This window comes from Halobellus sp. Atlit-38R (assembly GCF_003665925.1).
Taxonomy (GTDB): domain Archaea; phylum Halobacteriota; class Halobacteria; order Halobacteriales; family Haloferacaceae; genus Haloquadratum; species Haloquadratum inordinatus.
Window position 1 is genome coordinate 193,853 of record NZ_QXIJ01000004.1, and the last position, 18,104, is coordinate 211,956.

The window sequence follows — 18,104 nt, forward strand, 5'->3', positions numbered from 1 at the left end:
CATTTTCTGCTTTAGCAAATATTAAGCCGCGGCATTTCGTAGCGTCTGTCGATGACAGAACTCGTAGCGACGACGCCCGGCCTGTTCCCGCTGCCGGACTGGGCGAAGTCGGACCTATCGGACCTCAAAGGACACCAGAAAGGCGATCTGATCTCCGGCGACGAGTCCGAAGCGATCGTCTCCACGTACGAGAACGCGCGGTCGGAAGTCGTCGACGACCAACTCGATGCCGGCCTCGACCGCGCCGTCGAGGGACAGCTCCGCTGGGACGATATGATCGCGCACCCACTGACGGTCCACGACAACGTCGAGACCGGTGGCATCGTCCGCTACTACGACAACAACAACTTCTATCGCGACCCGCGCGTCGTCGACGACCTGACTCCCTCCGGTGACGTTGCGGCCGAATTAGCGCAGGCGTCCGAACTACTCGACGGCGCCGCACCGCTGCAGGCGGTTCTCCCCGGCCCGTACTCGCTCGCGGATCTGGCGACCGACGAACACTACGGCGACGCGGAGACGTTCCTCTCGGCCATCGCGGAGTTCCTCGGCGGCGAAGTCGAGGCGTTCCCCGAGCACGAGACCCTGTTCCTCTTAGAGCCCTCGCTCGTGGAGTCCGCACCCGACGACGACCTCGCCGAGGCCGTCCCCGAAGCGATCGACGCCGTCGCGAGCGCAACCGACGCCGACGTCGTCGTCCACACGTACTTCGGCGCGCTCGACGAGAAGACCTACGCGCACCTGCTGGACGCGGACGTCTCGGCGGTCGGCCTCGACGTCGTCGCCGGCGACCGCGAACAGACCGTCTACAACGCCAGCGAGTACGGCGTCACCGACGACGTCGCGCTCGGCCTCTCGGACGGGCAGAACACCCTCGTCGAATCGCCCGAGACGCTCCGCGAACGCGTCGAGTGGTTCGAAGAGCAGCTTCCTGCGACCGACTTCGAGACCGTGTATCTGAGTACGAACACCGAGCCGTTCTATCTACCCGTGAACAAACACCAAGAGAAACTCGCCGCCCTCGCTGCGGCCGCTGACCTCGACGCGGAGGTGACTGCGGAATGACGCGTCACGCCGACAACCGCGAGCAGTTCCGCCCGGACGACCACGACGCCGATCACTTCCTCCTGACGACCGTCGTCGGGAGCTACCCCAAGCCGAAGTGGCTCAACCGCGTGCGCGAACTCTCCGAGGACCCCGAATCGAAGTTCGACGCGGAGGACCTCGACGAAGCGCACGACGACGCGGCCCGCCTCATCACCGAGGAACACGAACGAGCGGGCCTCGACACCGTCGTCGACGGCGAGATGCGCCGCGAGGAGATGGTCGAGTACTTCGCCCACCGGATCCCCGGCTACGAGTTCAACGGCCCGGTGAAAGTGTGGGGCCACAACTACTTCGACAAGCCCTCGGTCGTCTCGTCGGTCGAGTACGACGAACCGTGGCTCGTCGACGAGTTCGAGTTCACCTCGAACGTCGCCACGAAGCCGGTGAAGGTTCCGATTACGGGGCCGTACACCCTCGCGCGCTGGTCGTTCAACGAGGCCTACGAGGACGAGGAAGCGCTCGCGTACGACCTCGCGGACCTCGTCAACGAGGAGATCGAACAACTGGTCGACGCCGGCGCGCGCTACATCCAGATCGACGAACCCGCGCTGGCGACGACGCCGGACGATCACGCGATCGTCGGCGAGTCGCTCGAACGCATCGTCGACGGCATCTCCGAGGACGTCCGCATCGGGCTGCACGTCTGCTACGGCGACTACTCGCGGATCTACCCCGAGATCAACGACTTCCCGATCGACGAGTTCGACGTCGAACTCTGTAACGACGGCTACGAGCAGATCGGCGTGTTCCAGGAGCCGGCGTTCGAGCCGGATCTCGCGCTCGGCGTCGTCGACGTTCACGACGCGGAAGTCGAATCCGTCGAGGAGATCAAGCGCAACATCAAACAGGGGCTGAAGGTCGTCCCGCCGGAGCGACTCACCATCTCGCCGGACTGCGGCGTGAAGCTCCTGCCGCGTGAGGTCGCCTACCAGAAGATCGAGAATATGGTCCAGGCCGCCCGCGAAGTCGAGGCCGAACTCGACGCCGGCGAGATCGACGTGACCGCGCCACAGGCGTAATCACAGCGGCTCTGTTCGGCATTTTTCTTGCCACTGCGTGTCTGCTGATCGCCCGGAGTGCCGGCTTCGAGACAATAAAAACTCGCGATAGCGCTGGGACGGCGTTACTCGGCGTCTTCGACGTCCGCGGCGTCCTCGTCGCTCTCGCTACCGCACGTAGAGCCGTATTCGAGCGCGAGGACGACGCCGCCGGCGAGGGCCGAGAGCGCCGACTGTGCGCGCGTCGCCGAGACGTACCACTCGGAGGGTTCGAGATCTTCGGGGTTCTCGTAGCCCACGAGGACGAACCGCTCGGCGAGGTCGAGGACGCGACGCGGGAACAGCGCCCCCACGAGGCCGAAGATCATCGTCGATGCCGCCATCAGCTTCGTACACATACCACGCATAGCCGCAGATAGGAACTGGTGAAAAAAGAGGGACGCGGTCGCTCCCAGTCGGTGAGAGCCGCGGGGGCTGTCGGACGGGGCCGACCGCGAAGCGCCGCTGGCGAGCGCAGAAAGCGAGAGCGAGAGAGAAAGACGCGTGTGGCCGCGTTATTCGTACAGCCAGGCCGCGTCGATCCGCTCGTAGTCGAGCAGTTCGTCCTCGTCGAAGAAGAGGTCGATCTCGCGTTCGTTCGCACCCTCGTCCTCGTGGTCCGACGCGTGGATGACGTTGCGACCGAGGTCGAGACCGAAGTCGCCGCGGATCGTACCGGGGTCGGACTCGGCGGGGTCGGTCTCGCCGACCATCGAACGGACCTGACGGGTCGCGTCCGCGCCTTCCCAGACCATCGCGAAGACCGGACCGGAGGTGATGAACTCGACGAGGTCGTCGAAGAACGGCTTGTCCTCGTGTTCACCGTAGTGGTCGTGTGCGAGGTCCTGGTCGATCTGGATGAACTTCCCGCCGACGAGCTTCAGACCGCGCTCTTCGAAGCGGGAGACGATCTCGCCGATCAGCCCGCGCTGGACGCCGTCGGGCTTGACCATCACGAAGGTGCGCTCGTCGTTGCTCACTGTTCGCCCTCGGCGGCGCTACCTGCTTCGGTCCACTCCAGATCGCGGGGCTCGCGACCGAGACGGTAGTTCTTCTCGGCCTTCGAGTCCACGAAGTGGAGGATCGTTCCGTCGTTTTTCACGAGCATCGTGCCCGTGCCGGGTTCGATCTCCTCGCCGGTGTAATCACACGTACGCGTTTCGACCATTGGTTATCGACCTCCGATGGAGTCGGCGTCGCGCTGCGTCTCGCGGAGCTGCAGGATGTCGCCCTCTCGGACGGGACCCAGGACGTTTCGGGTGATGATGCGACCCTGGTTCGAGCCCTCGCGGATGCGGCACTTGACCTGCATGGCCTCGCCGTGCATCCCTGTCTTGCCAACGATCTCGATGACCTCCGCGGACGTCGAGTCGCTGGCGGTCTCTTCTGCGCTCATCGTCGCTTACCGCAGTTCCTCGACCTTCGCGGCGATGTCTTCGACCTGACTCTGGGACTCGCCCGCGTCGACGATGGCGGCGGCGGCCGAACCGACTTCGAGGCCGGCGGCCTGACCGACTTCGTCCTGCGTCTCGATGAAGACGTAGGGGATGCCCTTCTCGTCTGCGAGTTCGGGCAGGTGCATCACGATCTCTTCGGGCGAGACGTCCTCGGCGACGAAGACGAGCTCGGCGGTGCCGCGCTCGACAGCTTTGGTCGTCTCGTTGGTTCCTTTCTTTACTGTACCGGTATCTCGGGCGACCTCGAGGGCCTCGAGGGCGTCCTCTGCGAGGTCGGCTGGGACGTCGAATTCTACGTAAACTGGCATTGGTTGTTCACCTCTCCTGCTCGCGGGCTCGACTGCCCCGCCGGCGAGTGCCGAGGACAACGGTCCTCGAAAGCGGATTTCCCTGACGGCGAGGAGCATCATCAACCCCGGGCAGGCTGTACACCTGGATAACTCGGGATGCCATAAAAGCGCTTTCAATGGCGTCCTGCCGTGGCACGCCGCCACACGCGGTCCCCCGATTGGCGAGAGCCCGTTCGACTCGATGCGGCTCGCTCCGCCGCGACCGAGCGCAATTCCCTTACTCTCGCGTCCCAATCCCGGCGTATGAACGTTGCCGCCCTCGCCGCGGACCTCCGCGCGGCAGCGCGTCGGACCGACCATCGACGCCTGCTCGTCCTCGCGGGCGATCGGGACGCCGGCATCGACGCCGCCTACGACGCCGTCGAGGGGGCCGAGATCCCTCCGTCGGAGACGACCATCGTCACGGCGCGGGAGGGGTTCAAATTCGACCGCGTTGACCCGAAGCAGGCGCGTGAACTCCTCGGGACGACGCGGACGGCCGTCGTCTGTGACGCCCACGAGTCGTTCTCGCCGAACGTCCTCGGGCGACTCGTCGGCACTGTCGACGGCGGCGGCCTCTTTATCCTCCTCACGCCCCCGCTCGACGCCTGGCCAGCGCGGCCGGGCTCTTTCGAGTCGTCTCTCGCGGTTCCGCCCTACGACGTCGACGACGTCGGCGGACGGTTCCGCGAACGCCTCGTCGCGACGCTCCGCGATCATCCAGGGGTCGCGATCGTCGACGTCGATTCCGGAACGATCGAACGCCGCGGCGCGGCCGCCGACGACGCGCCGATCCGCTCGTCGCCGACGCCGCCGCGGGCCGGGACCCGCGTATTCCCCCCGGCGGCCTACGAGGCCTGCGTGACCACAGACCAGTCACGCGCACTCCACGCGCTGGAGGCACTAGCGCGGCGTGAGACAGACGAGAAGCAGGCCGTCGTCGTGGAAGCCGACCGCGGCCGTGGGAAATCGAGCGCGGCGGGCCTCGCGGGGGCGTCGCTCGCGGCGGCCGGACGCGACGTCCTCGTCACCGCGCCGGACCGGCGGAACGCCGCAGACGTGTTCGCGCGGGCGCGAGAGCTGTGTGCCGATCTCGATCTGCTCGCGTCCGAGGAGGACTGGGATCTCCGAACGACGAGCGGCGGCCGCGTTCGCTTCCGCTCGCCGGCCGAGGCGGCGACGCTCCCGGGCGATCCCGACGTCGTCCTCGTCGACGAGGCCGCCGCGATCCCCGTCAGGCTTCTCTCGGCGTTCCTCGACGCGCCCTCGGTGGCGTTCTTCACGACCGTCCACGGATACGAAGGAGCCGGTCGGGGCTTCTCGGTGCGGTTCCGCGAGCAGTTGACAGAGGCCGACCACGACGTCGTCGACGTGTCACTCGGTGAGCCGATCCGATACGCGCCGAACGATCCCGTCGAGACGTGGGCGTTCCGGGCGCTGCTCTTGGACGCCCGGCCGCCGGTCGACGGGGTCGTCGCCGACGCGTCGCCGTCGTCGGTCACTTACCGGACGCTCACGGCGGACGAACTCGCCGCCGACGAGCACCTGCTTCGAGACGTGTTCGGGCTGCTCGTACTCGCACACTACCGAACCGAGCCGGACGACCTCGCGCGCCTCCTGGACGCGCCGAACCTCCGGGTTCGCGTCCTCGAACACGCGGGACACGTCGTCAGCGTCGCGCTGCTCGCGCGGGAAGGCGGCCTCGATGCGGAGACGCGCTGTGCGATGTACGAAGGCGAGCGCGTCCGCGGGAATATGCTGCCGGACGTGTTCACGAGCCAACTCCGCGACGAGGACGCCGGCGTGCCCGTCGGCTACCGCGTCGTGCGGATCGCGACCCACCACGCCGCGCGCTCGCGGGGACTCGGCTCGACGCTGCTGGCGGAGCTCCGCGCCGAGTTCGAGAGTGCGGCGGACTACCTGGGCGTCGGCTACGGCGCGACACCGGAGCTGCTCTCCTTTTGGGCCGAGAACGGCTACGAGACAGTTCACCTCTCGACGACGCGAAACACATCCAGCGGAGAGTACTCTGCGCTGATGCTCGACCCGCTTTCGGACGCGGGCAGCGCGCTCTGTGACCGCCACGCGGGGTGGTTCCGCGATCGGGTGCCCGACGTGCTCGTCGACCAACTCCGTGACGCCGACCCCGACGTCGTCCGAGGGACGCTCGCGGCCTGCTCACCGGACGGAGAAGTCGGCCGAGGCACCCCGAACCTCTCGGACCGCGAGTGGCGCGTCGTCGTCGGGGCCGCGTCGGGTCCCGGACAGTTCGCCACTGCACCGGGAGCGTTCCGCCGGCTCGCGCTTCACGCGCTCGTCGGGGGAGCGGCCGACGACGACGGCGGAGAGGCGGCTCGAACGCTGACCGCCCGGGAAGAGCGCCTGCTCGTCCGGAAAGTGTTGCAGGCCCATCCCTGGGAAGTCGTCGCCGACGAACTCGAATACATCTCGACGCGTCAGTGTATGCGGGCGTTCGGCACGGCCTGTGAGGCGCTCGTGGATCGGTACGGGGCTGGCATCGACGTCGTCGAGGCCGAGCGCGCGCGGTTCGAGGACTAGCGTTCCCGCTCGATCCGCCGCGTTCATCACCGTTGGCGACGACGTCTCCGTATGGAGCCGCTCACCTGGCTCGCACTCGTGCTCGTCGCCCTCGGCGTCCTCGGCGCGGTGCTGCCGCTCGTTCCCGGCGGATTGCTCTCCGTCGTCGGCGTTCTCGTCTACTGGTGGTCGACCGGCTACGCGGAGCCGTCAGTCCTCCTCGTGGCCGTCCTGGTCGGCGTCGGCCTGCTCACGATGCTCGTCGACTACTTCGGCGGGGCGATCGCCGCGCGGGCCGGTGGGGCCTCGGCCCTCACGACGGCCGCGGCGGTGCTCGTCGGCCTCGTACTCCTCCTCGTCGCCGGCCCGATCGGGTTCGTGCTCGGACTCGCAGCGACCGTTTTCGCCGTCGAGTTCGCCCAGCACGCGGACGCCGAGGCGGGACTCCGCGTGGCGCTGTACTCGACCGTCGGCGTGCTCGCCTCGACCGTCGTGCAGGTCGCGTTGACCGGCGCGGTCTTCGTCGCGCTCGCGCTCGTCGTCTGGCTGTGAGTGGCGCGTTACGACGACTTCGGGCCGGCCGGCAGCATTAGGAGGCGACGGAGGAATTATATCGGTCGTGGTTCTATTCAAGCGCGTGAGCGTCAACGTCGAGATGCGGGTGGACGCCCCAGGTTCCGCGGAGTACGCCGAAGACGCGTGGGACCTGAAAGAGCGCATCCGAACGCGCGAGGGGGTACTCAAACAGCGCCGGACGTTCTTCGTCGACGCCTACCGGCGCGCGCGCGATCACCTGCTCTACGAGGAGGAAGAACTCGTCGGCTTCGCGTCGGTTCGCCGGGACGGCTACATTCTGTTTCTCGCGGTCTCGCCGGAACATCGCGGCGAAGGCTACGGCAAGCGACTCGTCGCCGCCGCGCTCCAGGAGCACGATTCGATCTCCTGTCACGCCCGGGCGACCAACGAGTCCGCACTCTCGTTTTACGACCACCTCGGCTTCGAGATCCAGCGGCGGATCACCGGCTACTACGAGGACGGCGGCGACGCGTACTACCTCCGCCTCGGCGACGGCTCCTCGCTTCGCGAGAAGTTCGCCGACTTCTTCCGCCGGTCCGTCGTCGGCGGGTGATACTGTCCGACAGTATGAGTCGTCTCCGCGCGACTAGAGGTTCTCGACGCCGTTGTCCGTGATCACTTCGTCGACCAGTTCCACGGGCGTCGCGTCGTAGGCGGGATTCTCGATTACGACGTCCTCGATCGGTTCGAGCGAGACCTCCGCGGGCGAGCGGAACTCGTTCTCGAAGACGAAGCCGTCGTCGACGATCTTCGCCGCCGAGCCGACGACCGTCACGGGGACGTCGAGGTGGTTCGCGGTCGCGACGATCGGATACGTTCCGACGCGGTTGTACAGCGTGTCCTCGACGATGCAGTCCATCCCGACGACGACGCGGTCGCAGTCTTCGAGGAAGGTCCCGGCCGCGCCGTCGACCATCAGATGCGTGTCGACGCCGTCGACCTCGGCGAGGCGGCGTGCCGTCTTCCGACCGAGGAACCGTGGACGGGCTTCCGTGACGTACGCAGTGAGGTCGTTGCCGTCCGCTGCAGCCGTCTCGACCGCTTCGAGGACCGTCGACGAGAAGTCGTGTGTGAGGAAGGTCTCGCCGTCCTCGAAGATCGAAACGGCGTTTTGCGCCGCGCGGGATTTCCCCTGCTGGACGTCTTCGACGACTCGGTCGATCACGTCTTCGAGGAGCGACTTCGCCTCCGCGACGGTGTCTTCACGATCGACGACGTTGACGAGGACAGTCTGCATCGCGTTGAACAGCGACGCGTGCGAGGGGTTCGCGCGCTTGAGCGCGCTCACGTTGCGTTCGAGGTCGCGCTCGAACTCCTCGACGGTGGCGTGATCGCGCTCTGTGAGTTCCGAGAGCGCCCGCGTCGCCTTCACGGCGACGACCGACGAACTGTGCGTCTGCATCTCTCGGATCTCCGCTATGGTCTCGTCGATCATATCCGAGAGTCGGTGACTCGGGTGAAAGGCCTTCCGACGAGGCGCCGGAAGCGTCGGATGTCGCTGCCGAGGGCGGCGGGTCGGGGTCCGGTCAGTCGTCGCTGTCGGGGATCTCGTCGGGGTCGCGACCGCCGTCGCCGGCGTCGAACCGCCGCGCGTAGAGGAAGACCGCGAGGGCGACGACGATCCAGACCACCGCGCCCACTCGGATCGCGAACTCGACGCGCGCACCCCAGGTCGGCAGGGTCGTCTGGATCGAGAGCGCGGCGACGACCGGCGCGCCGACGACGATGGTGAGCACGAACGTGGTCTGCATCACCCACCCGTAGTCGACACCCTCGGGATCGGACGTCTCGACTGGTTGCACGTTCGAGCCTTCGTCGGCCGCGCAAAAGCGATGCCGGTTTTCGTCGGCGCGTGGGACGGTCCAACAGCCACTCGCCGGCTCGCCGGCAACGAACGATTTAATCGCGCTGACGACGACCTCGGCCTGTGACGACGGTACGCGACATCCGCGAGCGAGCCGGGGCCGACGCACAGCCGATCACGATGCTGACGGCGTACGACGCGACGACAGCCGCCGTCGTCGAGGAGGCGGGCATCGACGTGATCCTCGTTGGCGACAGCGTCGGTGACACGGCGCTGGGTTACGACTCGACGCTCCCGGTGACCTACGACGAGATGGCCTCCCGGAGCGCTGCGGTCGCCCGCGCGACCGACGAAGCGCTCGTCGTGGCCGACCTGCCGTTCCTCTCCGTCGGCGTCGACGAGAGCGAGAGCGTCCGCAACTGCGGGCGGTTGCTGAAGGAGGCCGGCGTCGACGCGGTGAAGATCGAATCCGGCGAGCACACCGTCGAACTCACCGGGCGACTCGTCCAGTTGGGGATTCCGGTGATGGCGCACGTGGGGCTGACGCCGCAGCGGGTCAAGGAACTCGGCTACGAGAAGCAGGGCACGGGTGCCGAAGACGCCGATCGGATTCACGACCTCGCGAAGCGCCACGCCGAGGCCGGTGCCTTCGCTATCGTTCTCGAACACGTGCCCGCGTCGCTGGCGGCACGCATCACGGCAGATCTTGACATTCCAACGATCGGAATCGGGGCCGGGCCCGACTGCGACGGGCAGGTGCTCGTCGTCGACGACGTCCTGGGGCTGAGCGAGCGCTCGCCGCCGTTCGCGCGCCGGTTCGGATCGCTCCGCGAGGAGATGTCCGACGCCGTCGAAGCGTACCGCGACGCGGTCGCGTCAGGTGAATTCCCGCCCAGCGAAGACAGCTAAGCGGTGAACACACCCGGGAGCGGGCTGAACCGGCAGACAGTCGATAAGAGCCGGAACGAGCCCCGCTGTCACTCCGTCAGGAACCCGCTGACGGCGTCGTTGAACTGTTCTGGGACCTCTAACATCGCGAGGTGTGCGGCGTCGTCGAGGACGGTCACTTCGCAGTCCGGCAGTTCGGCGCAGAGTTGTTCGTGGTAGTACGGTGGCGTGAGGCGGTCGTACTCCCCGACGAGCGCGAGCGTCGGCACGTCGATCACCGAGAGTTCGCCGCGAACGTCGAAGGCGTGGGCCGTCCGAAAGTCCCGTTCGAGGATGTCGCTCCCCGTCTCGCGAAGCGCCGCCTGCGACAGTTCTAGCGTGGCGTCGTCGGCGTCGTGAAAGAGGTGATCGGGCTCCTGGAAGAACTCGAGGACGCGCTCGAAGTCCGCTGAAACCCACCGAAGGAGGTCGTCGAGGACCGGCAGTCGCGCGCCAGCCCCTGCGAGGATCGTTTCCGAGACGTCGAGGTCACGCTCCAAGAGCGTCGTGAGCACGACTGCCCCACCGAGCGAGTTCCCCAGGAGGACGTCGGCGTCGACGGCCTCGGCGACCGCGACGACATCGTCTACGTACGCGGAGAGCGCTTCGTACCCGGGTTCGGCCGAGACGTCCTCGCTTTCCCCGTGACCGCTCAGATCGAGCGCGACGAACTGGAACTCGGTAGCGAGTTTCGACTGCGGGGTCCAGACGCGGTGCGTGCCGCCGCTGCCGTGGACGGCGAGGATCGTCGGCCCGTTCGCCCCCCGATCGAACGTCCGGTAGGCCGTCTCTCGGCCGTGGTGTGTCACGGTTTGCATACCGTTTCGTTGGACTGGCGGCGATATAAACCCTCAGCGCGGCCGTGTAGCGAACCGACGGCGTCACCGGAAGCCGACGCACACCCCCGAATCGCAATTCAACCGTTATTTCGGTATACCCTCCGCAGTGATGCGATTTGTGCGCGACAGATTTAAATATCTACGCGACTAACTTGGAGTTAGGAATACCAATGAGTAGCAATCAATTGGCCGGTGAAAACGAGCGGATCGTCCGCCGGTACGAGTACGACGACTGCTGGGTTCTCGCCGCAGACGTCGGCCTCGCCTCCGAGGACATCGACGTCGACGTCGTCGGTACGACCGCGATCGTCGTGGCCGACACGGGCGAGCAGATCTCCGAGACGGAGTTCGAACTCCCCGGTGAGGAGGCATCGGTCGCGACGAACAACGGCGTGCTCACGATCACGGTCGAAAAATGAATCTCACGGTCAAACCGCTCAAGCAGAAGGACGCCGGACGCGGCCTCGCGGCGATCGACCGCGAGGCGGCCGAAGAGCTCGGCCTCGAAGGCGGTGACTACATTCGCATCGACGGCAACGGCGGCACCGCCATCGCTCGCGTCTGGCCCGGCTACCCCGAGGACAGCGGCACCGGCGTGATCCGAATCGACGGCCGGCTCCGCCAGCAGGCGAACGTCGGCATCGACGACCGCGTCGAAGTCGAGAAAGCAGATATCAAGCCCGCCAAACACGTCTCTGTGGCCCTCCCGCAGAACCTCCGGATCAGCGGCAACATCGGCGCACACCTCCGCGACAAGCTCGCCGGCCAGCCTGTCACGCAGGGGCAGAACATCCGCGTGCCGTTCGGGTTCGGCTTTATGACCTCCTCGAATCAGCCGATTCCCCTGAAGATCGCTTCGACCGAGCCGAGCGGCACGGTCGTCGTTACGGACTCGACCGAGGTGTCGATCAGCCAGACGCCCGCCGAGGAGATCCAGTCCGCAGAGGAAGCCGAGAGCGAGACGCCCTCGGTGACCTACGAGGACATCGGCGGCCTCGACCGGGAACTCGAACAGGTCCGCGAGATGATCGAGCTCCCGATGCGACACCCCGAGCTGTTCCAGCGGCTCGGTATCGAGCCGCCGAAGGGCGTCTTACTCCACGGCCCGCCGGGCACGGGGAAGACCCTGATCGCGAAGGCCGTCGCCAACGAGATCGACGCCTCCTTCCACACCATCTCGGGTCCCGAGATCATGTCGAAGTACTACGGGGAGTCCGAAGAGCAGCTCCGTGAGATCTTCGAGGAGGCCGAGGAGGAAGCCCCCGCGATCGTCTTCGTCGACGAGATCGACTCGATCGCCCCCGAGCGCGGCGAGGCCGGCGGCGACGTCGAACGCCGGGTCGTCGCCCAGTTGCTCTCGCTGATGGACGGCCTCGACGAACGCGGTGAGGTCGTCGTCATCGGCGCGACGAACAGAGTGGACGCGATCGACCCGGCGCTGCGCCGCGGCGGCCGCTTCGACCGCGAGATCGAGATCGGCGTGCCGGACCGCGAGGGCCGAAAGGAGATCCTCCAGGTCCACACGCGGAATATGCCGCTCGGAGACGGCGTCGACCTCGACGAGTACGCCGACAACACCCACGGCTTCGTCGGGGCCGACATCGAGAGCCTCGCGAAGGAGGCCGCGATGAACGCCCTCCGGCGCATCCGCCCAAAACTCGACCTCGAATCCGACGAGATCGACGCCGAGGTGCTCGAATCGCTGTCGGTGACGACGAACGACTTCAAGGAGGCGATCAAGGGTATCGAACCCTCGGCGCTCCGCGAGGTGTTCGTCGAAGTCCCCGACGTGACCTGGGAGAACGTCGGCGGGCTCGAAGACACCAAAGAGCGGCTCCGCGAGACGATCCAGTGGCCGCTGGAGTACCCGGAGGTCTTCGACGCGATGGATATGCAGTCTGCGAAGGGCGTCCTGATGTACGGGCCGCCCGGGACCGGGAAGACCCTCCTGGCGAAGGCCGTCGCCAACGAGTCCGAGTCCAACTTCATCTCGGTGAAGGGGCCGGAACTCCTCGATAAGTACGTCGGCGAGTCGGAGAAGGGCGTCCGCGAGATCTTCAAGAAGGCCCGCGAGAACGCACCCACTGTGGTCTTCTTCGACGAGATCGACTCTATCGCCACCGAGCGTGGCCGCAACACGGGTGATTCGGGCGTCTCAGAGCGCGTCGTCTCACAGCTGCTAACCGAGCTCGACGGCCTCGAATCGCTTGAGGACGTCGTCGTCGTCGCGACGACGAACCGGCCTGACCTCATCGACTCGGCGCTCCTCCGCCCGGGCCGGCTGGACCGCCACGTCCACGTGCCCGTCCCCGACGAGGACGCGCGCCGGGCGATCTTCGAGGTCCACTCCGAGCACAAGCCGCTGGCCGACGACGTCGACCTCGACGAACTGGCGTCGCGGACCGAGGGCTACGTCGGCGCGGACATCGAAGCGGTCTGCCGCGAGGCCTCGATGGCTGCGAGCCGAGAGTTCATCAACAGCGTCTCGCGCGAGGAAGTCGCCGAATCCGTCGGCAACGTCCGCGTGACGATGGCGCACTTCGAGCAGGCGCTCGAGGAGGTCGGCCCCAGCGTGACCCAGGAGACGCGCGAGCGCTACGAGGAGATCGAACAGCGCTTCCAGACCAGCGAGGTCGAGCGCGAACCCGACGCCGAGTTCAGTCGGACGTTCCAGTAGGGGACGCCCACCGAACTGTTTCGTCTTTTTACCGACTCGCTTCACGCCGACGAATCGTCGCTGTCGGCGTCATCACTGTTGGACTGTGTGACCCCGGCATTCGGGAAGAAGTACTCGTAGTGAGTCAAGAGATACAGGAGCACGAGCAGCGAGACGACGACCGCGACGGCGAACCGTGAGTCGCCCGCGAGAATGTTGCTCATCGCGAACAACGCGCCCAACCCGTAGACGACCATCGCCCCCCACCAGCCCCATCGATGGCGCGTCCAGAGGAGCGCCGCGACTGCGACGAGCACGAGACCGTAGCCGACGCCGAGAACGCTCCCGGCGGTGGCGCCACCCACGACGAACACGAGTCCGTAGAGGCTCGTGAGGGCGGCCGCCACGCCGACGCCGAGGGGTGGCCAGGGGCGACCCCACCGATTCGATCGCTCTCCCGCTGTGTCCGACATATCCACCTCTCGGGGCCGACCCATCAAAGACCCACAGGTAGCCACGATTTTCGGTGGCTGATCGAGGATCGAGACCCGGCGGTGACCGCGATCTGACTCGATTGATCCGCCGGGACGTGCCCGCTCGGACCGCCCCACGTTCGACCGATCGACGAGTTTTTATCCGGACTGTGGAGTATGTAGTAGTACGTTCTTCTCGATAGCTTCAAGATACAACCAGTTTAGAGTTCATTTCAGCGGAACTCTGGTGTTCGCCCCGGTCGACCAGGACGCTATCGAGCCACCTATAGATTCGACCACGGTGTTCCAGATGCGACCTCGCTACGCCTTACGCGGCGTCGAGTTCCGCGAGATCGTCGAGGATCGCTCCGGCGTGTCCGTCGGGGGAGACGCCCTCGTACGCGAGGACGACGTCACCGTCGGGACCGACGACATAGGTGTTCCGGAAGACGCCGTCGAAGGTGTTGCCGAACATATTCTTCTCCCCGTAGGAGTCGTACGCGCTCGCGACGTCCCCGTCCGGATCCGAGAGCAGTCGGAACGGGAGGTCGTACTTCTCGGCGAACGACGCCAGGTCGTCGACGGAGTCGTCGCTGATCCCGACGACGGTCACATCGCGCGCCTCGAACGCCTCGAAATTGTCGCGAAACCCGCACGCCTCCGTCGTACATCCAGGGGTGTCCGCACGCGGGTAGAAGTAGACGACGACGTACTCGCCGCGGTGTGCTGACAGCGAGGCGGTCTCGCCGTCTTGATCGGGCAACTCGAAGTCTGGGGCGGTCTCTCCGGTGTCGAGCATCACCGGCAGTTTCGCAGAGAGGCGCTTCAACGTACCGCTCGGCGGTGCGGTCAGTCGAGGCGTTCGGCCGCGTCGCGGTCCAACAGCGGCCCCGCATTGGTCGACGGGAGCGTCACGACGTCCTCCGATGCGAGGTCGTACTCGCGCTCGTCGACGCCGAATATCTGCCCCACGTCTTCGGTGATGCGGAGCGTGACGCGGTCGGCGTCGTCGGTTTCGGAACTATCCGACGGACCAGCGTGGACGCTCTGTGTGGCGGCAGATTCCGGTGCTGCGTCTGCGTGTTCCGGCACCGGTGCGGCGCCGACGACGCCGCCGTCGGGTTCCCGGTCGTCGCCGTCGCCGTTACGACCGTCACCGACGCTCTCGACGACGGGCGCATCTTGCGCTGCGGCGTCCGGCGGCGCGTCCGGGGGCACGTCCGGCGACGGCCCAGACGACTCCCTGCCAGTGGAATCGTCGGCCGACGAGTCGGCGTCGGCGGAATCGGCGTCTGTCGCCCCCATCGCCTCCGCGAGGACGTCGTCGGGCGCTGTGGCCCCCGACGGGGTGGGTGCATCCACGTCCGCCCCGGTCTCGTGAGACTGGGGATTCGACGGTTCAGTGGTCGACGCCGACGTCTCGGGCGTCTCAGCAGCGTTCGCTTCGGACGGTGAGGGAGTGGACGGCGCAGGCGGCGTTGGGTCGGAATACTCCGCCGGTGCCGGCTCCTGGGACGACGACGCAGGAGCGGGCGCGTCCCCGGTCACGGCTTGGGTGTCGTCCGGCGTCGCATTCTCGCCTTCGCCCGAGAGGACGTCGAGGACGGTTCCGCGGCTCTGTTTGATCCGAGCGACGAGATCGTCGAACAGCGCTTTCTCCTCGGCGGTGAGTCCGTCGGTGTCGGCGCTCATATCCGCGGCCGCGAACGACGCGAGTTTGACCACTTTGCCGACGCGGCGCTCGTAGATCGACTCGACGACGTCTTCGGCCGTCTCGATCTCGTCGGTGAGCTGTCCGACCTCTGGATCGGCGAAGGGGTCCGCGGCTTTCTCGGCCGCGCGCTGTCGCTCGGCTTTGCGCTCTGCGATGTAGGCGGCGACGTCTTCGTAAAACGAGTCGCGGAGGTGCTGGAGGCTATCCTTTTGGCGCTCTGTGCGTCGGACGCTCCGCAACTCGTCTAAATTCATTCTTTAATTTTCTCCGCGCGCCCTCGGGTCATCAAGAAGATTCCGAGGCACTCTTCGAGGGATTGCTCTCCCTCCTCGATAGTAAACGTGTCGCCGTCGAACGTCGTCGGGCCGGGGTCGGTGACGTTCACCTTGATTTCCCGCCCGCGGAATCGGTCCGGGATCGCGTCTTCAAGCGGCCTGAAATCGTCGAGTTCCGCGCGATCCAACGGCATCACAGTCAGCCCCGAGCCACCGTGGAGACTCCCCGGGAGACGAATGAGCCGCTTCGTGTCGGTCGTCACCGGCTCGTCGATCGGTGCCGTCTCCGATTCGACGGCCTCGGCCGTGAGCGCGTCGACGAGAATGCGAGTCCCGGGACCGCCGGCCTCGACGTTGCCCTCGCGGATCGCCTCGAAGTTGTGCTGGATCTGCCCCAGAATCGTCTGTGCTCGTCCCTCGCCGATGCCGTCGAGTTCCTGGAGGCGGTCGAGCGCGTCCGCCTCGTCCATCTCGCGGAGCGATTCCGCCAGGTCGACGAGGCGGGAGTGGACGCGCGCGCCCCAGCCACCGCGACGGCGGAGCACGCGGCGGGTCGTACCGCGGTTGGATTCGGTGTCGATGAGGCCATCGACATCCAGGTCGATCGCGCGGACGTAGTCGACGATTTCGCGACGCGCCTCGCTGTCGAGGCCTCTGACGGACGGGTCGCGGACGTGGACGTGGTAGCCGCGGCCGCCGGAGAAGACGACTTCGGTCTCCTCGAAGTCGAAGTCGTCGTCGATGAACGACAGGAGGTTCAGCAGTTCGTCCTTGCAGGCCGCGAGCATCTCCGCGTAGGAGGTCTCCTCGGGGTCGACGCCCGGGAGGTGGTCGGCGTCGAGGTCGAAGACTAGATCGGCGGACTGCCAGCCCTTCTCGTCCATCGAACTCGCGCCGGGGTCCGAAAACCGGGCCGACGAGAAGTAGACGTGCCGCGGAGCCGTGCGGTGGAGGAAATCGCCCAGATCGCCCACGTCGAGCAGCGACTGGTGGCGGATCATCGTCGTCGCCCCGGCGCTCCAGGGGATGTGGCCCCACTCGCGGCGCTCGGCGGCGGGCGGGAGGGAGACGTCGCTACGGCGGTAGTAATCGCCGAATCGGCCTTCGAGATAGGTCCGCGTGCGCGCCTCCATCGGTCGATGGCGATAACAGAGGGACTCCTAAAGCGGTTGCGTCTCGCCGACGGCGGCACGGGACTCGTGACGCGCCGGGCGGGACGCGGGGCTGTTCATACCGTCGGACAGAACGGTGTGATGAGTATCGGCACCCGTGGGTGCCACCATCATTCGCGAACTGCTGTCCGGCAGTATCAGAACTGCTCGCGCTCGGGGACGCCGTCGCGGCCGAGGATGATCTCTTGGGCCTCGACGTCTTCGAGCGCGGCGACGAGTCCACCGACTTCGAGGACGCCGTCGTCCGTCTTGAGGCGAAGCGATGCGACTTCTTCGGTCTCCTCGAACGTCGTCGTCTCGACTTCCCCTTCGACGATCACCGGATCGCCCGTCTCGATGTCGCGGCCCGTGATCGACGCGTAGAACGGACCGTCGAGCTCGCGGACGTCCTTCACGGCGCGGCGGATCGACGCGTAGCGGCGTGGGAACGGGCGGCGCTTGCCGTCAGTGACGAGCGTCTCCGCGGTCGACCAGAGGACGGTCCCGAAGAAGCCCGAGACGAGGAATCCGAGCGCCGAGCGGTTGAAGATGACGCCGTAGCGGTCGCGGTCGTCGCGAAGCGCGTCCTGAGTCGCGTAAATCGAGTAGTTGCCGTCGGCGACGGCGAGCACCGGCGAGGTGATGCCGCGGCGGGCGCGGGCGACCGTCGCGACTTCCTGGTAGTCGAACTCCGAGGGATCCGGTGCGCGCGAGGCCGGCGTCACGAGCAGGTCGATGCTCACGCCGTCGTCGAGGGCGGCGGCGAGGTCGTCGCGGAAGCGGCGGAGCAGATCGGGGGTGAGCGAGAGCACCAGTTCGTACTCGGCGTCCTCGATGATCTCCTCGAAGTAGCGCAGGATCGTCGAGCGCGACTTGACGAGCGAGACGGCTTCGGTGTCTCGCGCCGGGGCCGTATAGCGGGCCTCCAGTTCGGAGACGAGGTCGTCGAGCGACTGCTGGACGTTGCCGAAGGCGTCGTCGGGCGCGACCGCGACGATCTTCATCGGCCGCGACTCACGGAGTTCGACGAGGCCGCGGTCCGAAAGACTACGGACGGTGTCGTACACTCTCGGCTGCGGGATCTCGGTTCGGTCGGCGATCTCGGAGGCGGTCAGTTCGCCGTGTTCGAGCACGGCCAGATACGCCTCGATCTCGTATTCGCCGAGGTTGAAGCGCTCTCCGACCCGCTCCAACGTCGTGCGGAGTTCGTCTGCCATACGT

The 18,104-nt window shown here is 66.7% G+C and carries 20 protein-coding genes and 1 pseudogene; 8 read left to right on the plus strand and 13 right to left on the minus strand.

Annotated features, from left to right (window positions below):
* Positions 1 to 51: 51 nt before the first annotated feature.
* Both D3D02_RS07665 and D3D02_RS07670 read left to right on the plus strand, forming a co-directional pair.
* Complete coding sequence (locus tag D3D02_RS07665; protein ID WP_121569387.1) at positions 52 to 1,065, plus strand: 5-methyltetrahydropteroyltriglutamate--homocysteine methyltransferase; 1,014 nt, start codon at positions 52 to 54, stop codon at positions 1,063 to 1,065.
* Positions 1,062 to 2,126: a methionine synthase gene (locus D3D02_RS07670; protein WP_121569388.1), complete on the plus strand. Its 1,065-nt coding sequence runs from the start codon at positions 1,062 to 1,064 to the stop codon at positions 2,124 to 2,126. Before D3D02_RS07665 ends, D3D02_RS07670 begins: the two co-directional genes overlap by 4 nt.
* A gap of 104 nt (positions 2,127 to 2,230) precedes the next feature.
* On the opposite strand, the gene D3D02_RS07675 is transcribed toward D3D02_RS07670, so the two are convergent.
* From D3D02_RS07675 to rpl7ae, 5 genes and pseudogenes are all read right to left on the minus strand, one after another.
* Positions 2,231 to 2,503 (minus strand): hypothetical protein, encoded by a 273-nt coding sequence (locus tag D3D02_RS07675; RefSeq protein ID WP_147435584.1) that lies wholly within the window; start codon positions 2,501 to 2,503, stop codon positions 2,231 to 2,233.
* 156 nt (positions 2,504 to 2,659) lie between these two features.
* A complete protein-coding gene (gene ndk / locus D3D02_RS07680) occupies positions 2,660 to 3,124 on the minus strand; it encodes a nucleoside-diphosphate kinase (RefSeq protein ID WP_121569390.1) in 465 nt (154 codons plus the stop codon).
* Positions 3,125 to 3,129: 5 nt separating this feature from the next.
* Positions 3,130 to 3,312 (minus strand): annotated as a pseudogene (locus D3D02_RS07685) (50S ribosomal protein L24e); the annotation flags it as partial.
* A gap of 3 nt (positions 3,313 to 3,315) precedes the next feature.
* Positions 3,316 to 3,540, minus strand: coding sequence for a 30S ribosomal protein S28e (locus D3D02_RS07690; protein WP_049986948.1), 225 nt, complete (start codon positions 3,538 to 3,540; stop codon positions 3,316 to 3,318).
* Positions 3,541 to 3,546: 6 nt separating this feature from the next.
* Complete coding sequence (rpl7ae, locus tag D3D02_RS07695) at positions 3,547 to 3,909, minus strand: 50S ribosomal protein L7Ae (protein WP_121559418.1); 363 nt, start codon at positions 3,907 to 3,909, stop codon at positions 3,547 to 3,549.
* Positions 3,910 to 4,194: 285 nt separating this feature from the next.
* On the opposite strand from rpl7ae, the gene tmcA reads away from it, so the two are divergent.
* The 3 genes from tmcA to D3D02_RS07710 all read left to right on the plus strand — a co-directional run bounded on the left by tmcA (position 4,195) and on the right by D3D02_RS07710 (position 7,597).
* Positions 4,195 to 6,489: a tRNA(Met) cytidine acetyltransferase TmcA gene (gene tmcA, locus D3D02_RS07700; protein WP_121569392.1), complete on the plus strand. Its 2,295-nt coding sequence runs from the start codon at positions 4,195 to 4,197 to the stop codon at positions 6,487 to 6,489.
* 51 nt (positions 6,490 to 6,540) lie between these two features.
* A complete protein-coding gene (locus D3D02_RS07705; protein ID WP_121569393.1) occupies positions 6,541 to 7,020 on the plus strand; it encodes a DUF456 domain-containing protein in 480 nt (159 codons plus the stop codon).
* 85 nt (positions 7,021 to 7,105) lie between these two features.
* Positions 7,106 to 7,597 (plus strand): N-acetyltransferase, encoded by a 492-nt coding sequence (locus tag D3D02_RS07710; RefSeq protein WP_121569394.1) that lies wholly within the window; start codon positions 7,106 to 7,108, stop codon positions 7,595 to 7,597.
* A gap of 33 nt (positions 7,598 to 7,630) precedes the next feature.
* On the opposite strand, the gene D3D02_RS07715 is transcribed toward D3D02_RS07710, so the two are convergent.
* The gene (locus D3D02_RS07715; RefSeq protein ID WP_121569395.1) at positions 7,631 to 8,479 is read right to left on the minus strand and encodes a translation initiation factor eIF-2B; all 849 of its coding nucleotides are present in this window, start codon (positions 8,477 to 8,479) and stop codon (positions 7,631 to 7,633) included.
* A gap of 91 nt (positions 8,480 to 8,570) precedes the next feature.
* A complete protein-coding gene (locus D3D02_RS07720; protein WP_121569533.1) occupies positions 8,571 to 8,846 on the minus strand; it encodes a DUF5822 domain-containing protein in 276 nt (91 codons plus the stop codon).
* Positions 8,847 to 8,971: 125 nt separating this feature from the next.
* Between D3D02_RS07720 and panB the strand changes: the two genes are divergently transcribed.
* The gene (gene panB / locus D3D02_RS07725; protein WP_121569396.1) at positions 8,972 to 9,757 is read left to right on the plus strand and encodes a 3-methyl-2-oxobutanoate hydroxymethyltransferase; all 786 of its coding nucleotides are present in this window, start codon (positions 8,972 to 8,974) and stop codon (positions 9,755 to 9,757) included.
* Positions 9,758 to 9,825: 68 nt separating this feature from the next.
* On the opposite strand, the gene D3D02_RS07730 is transcribed toward panB, so the two are convergent.
* Positions 9,826 to 10,593, minus strand: coding sequence for an alpha/beta fold hydrolase (locus tag D3D02_RS07730; RefSeq protein ID WP_121569397.1), 768 nt, complete (start codon positions 10,591 to 10,593; stop codon positions 9,826 to 9,828).
* A gap of 191 nt (positions 10,594 to 10,784) precedes the next feature.
* On the opposite strand from D3D02_RS07730, the gene D3D02_RS07735 reads away from it, so the two are divergent.
* Positions 10,785 to 11,033, plus strand: coding sequence for an Hsp20/alpha crystallin family protein (locus tag D3D02_RS07735; RefSeq protein ID WP_121569398.1), 249 nt, complete (start codon positions 10,785 to 10,787; stop codon positions 11,031 to 11,033).
* Positions 11,030 to 13,291: a CDC48 family AAA ATPase gene (locus D3D02_RS07740; RefSeq protein ID WP_121569399.1), complete on the plus strand. Its 2,262-nt coding sequence runs from the start codon at positions 11,030 to 11,032 to the stop codon at positions 13,289 to 13,291. The genes D3D02_RS07735 and D3D02_RS07740 overlap by 4 nt, the downstream gene beginning before the upstream one ends.
* A gap of 41 nt (positions 13,292 to 13,332) precedes the next feature.
* On the opposite strand, the gene D3D02_RS07745 is transcribed toward D3D02_RS07740, so the two are convergent.
* The 5 genes from D3D02_RS07745 to trmB all read right to left on the minus strand — a co-directional run bounded on the left by D3D02_RS07745 (position 13,333) and on the right by trmB (position 18,100).
* Positions 13,333 to 13,743 (minus strand): hypothetical protein, encoded by a 411-nt coding sequence (locus tag D3D02_RS07745; protein ID WP_121569400.1) that lies wholly within the window; start codon positions 13,741 to 13,743, stop codon positions 13,333 to 13,335.
* Between the two features lie 328 nt (positions 13,744 to 14,071).
* Complete coding sequence (gene bcp, locus D3D02_RS07750) at positions 14,072 to 14,542, minus strand: thioredoxin-dependent thiol peroxidase (protein WP_121569534.1); 471 nt, start codon at positions 14,540 to 14,542, stop codon at positions 14,072 to 14,074.
* A gap of 50 nt (positions 14,543 to 14,592) precedes the next feature.
* Positions 14,593 to 15,711, minus strand: a complete 1,119-nt coding sequence (locus tag D3D02_RS07755) for a hypothetical protein (protein WP_121569401.1) — start codon at positions 15,709 to 15,711, stop codon at positions 14,593 to 14,595.
* On the minus strand, positions 15,708 to 16,865 hold the full coding sequence (gene priS, locus D3D02_RS07760) for a DNA primase small subunit PriS (RefSeq protein ID WP_121569402.1): 1,158 nt from the start codon (positions 16,863 to 16,865) through the stop codon (positions 15,708 to 15,710). The genes D3D02_RS07755 and priS overlap by 4 nt, the downstream gene beginning before the upstream one ends.
* A gap of 176 nt (positions 16,866 to 17,041) precedes the next feature.
* Entirely contained in the window at positions 17,042 to 18,100 is a 1,059-nt protein-coding gene (trmB, locus tag D3D02_RS07765) for an HTH-type sugar sensing transcriptional regulator TrmB (RefSeq protein ID WP_121569403.1), read from the minus strand.
* Between the last annotated feature and the right edge of the window lie 4 nt (positions 18,101 to 18,104).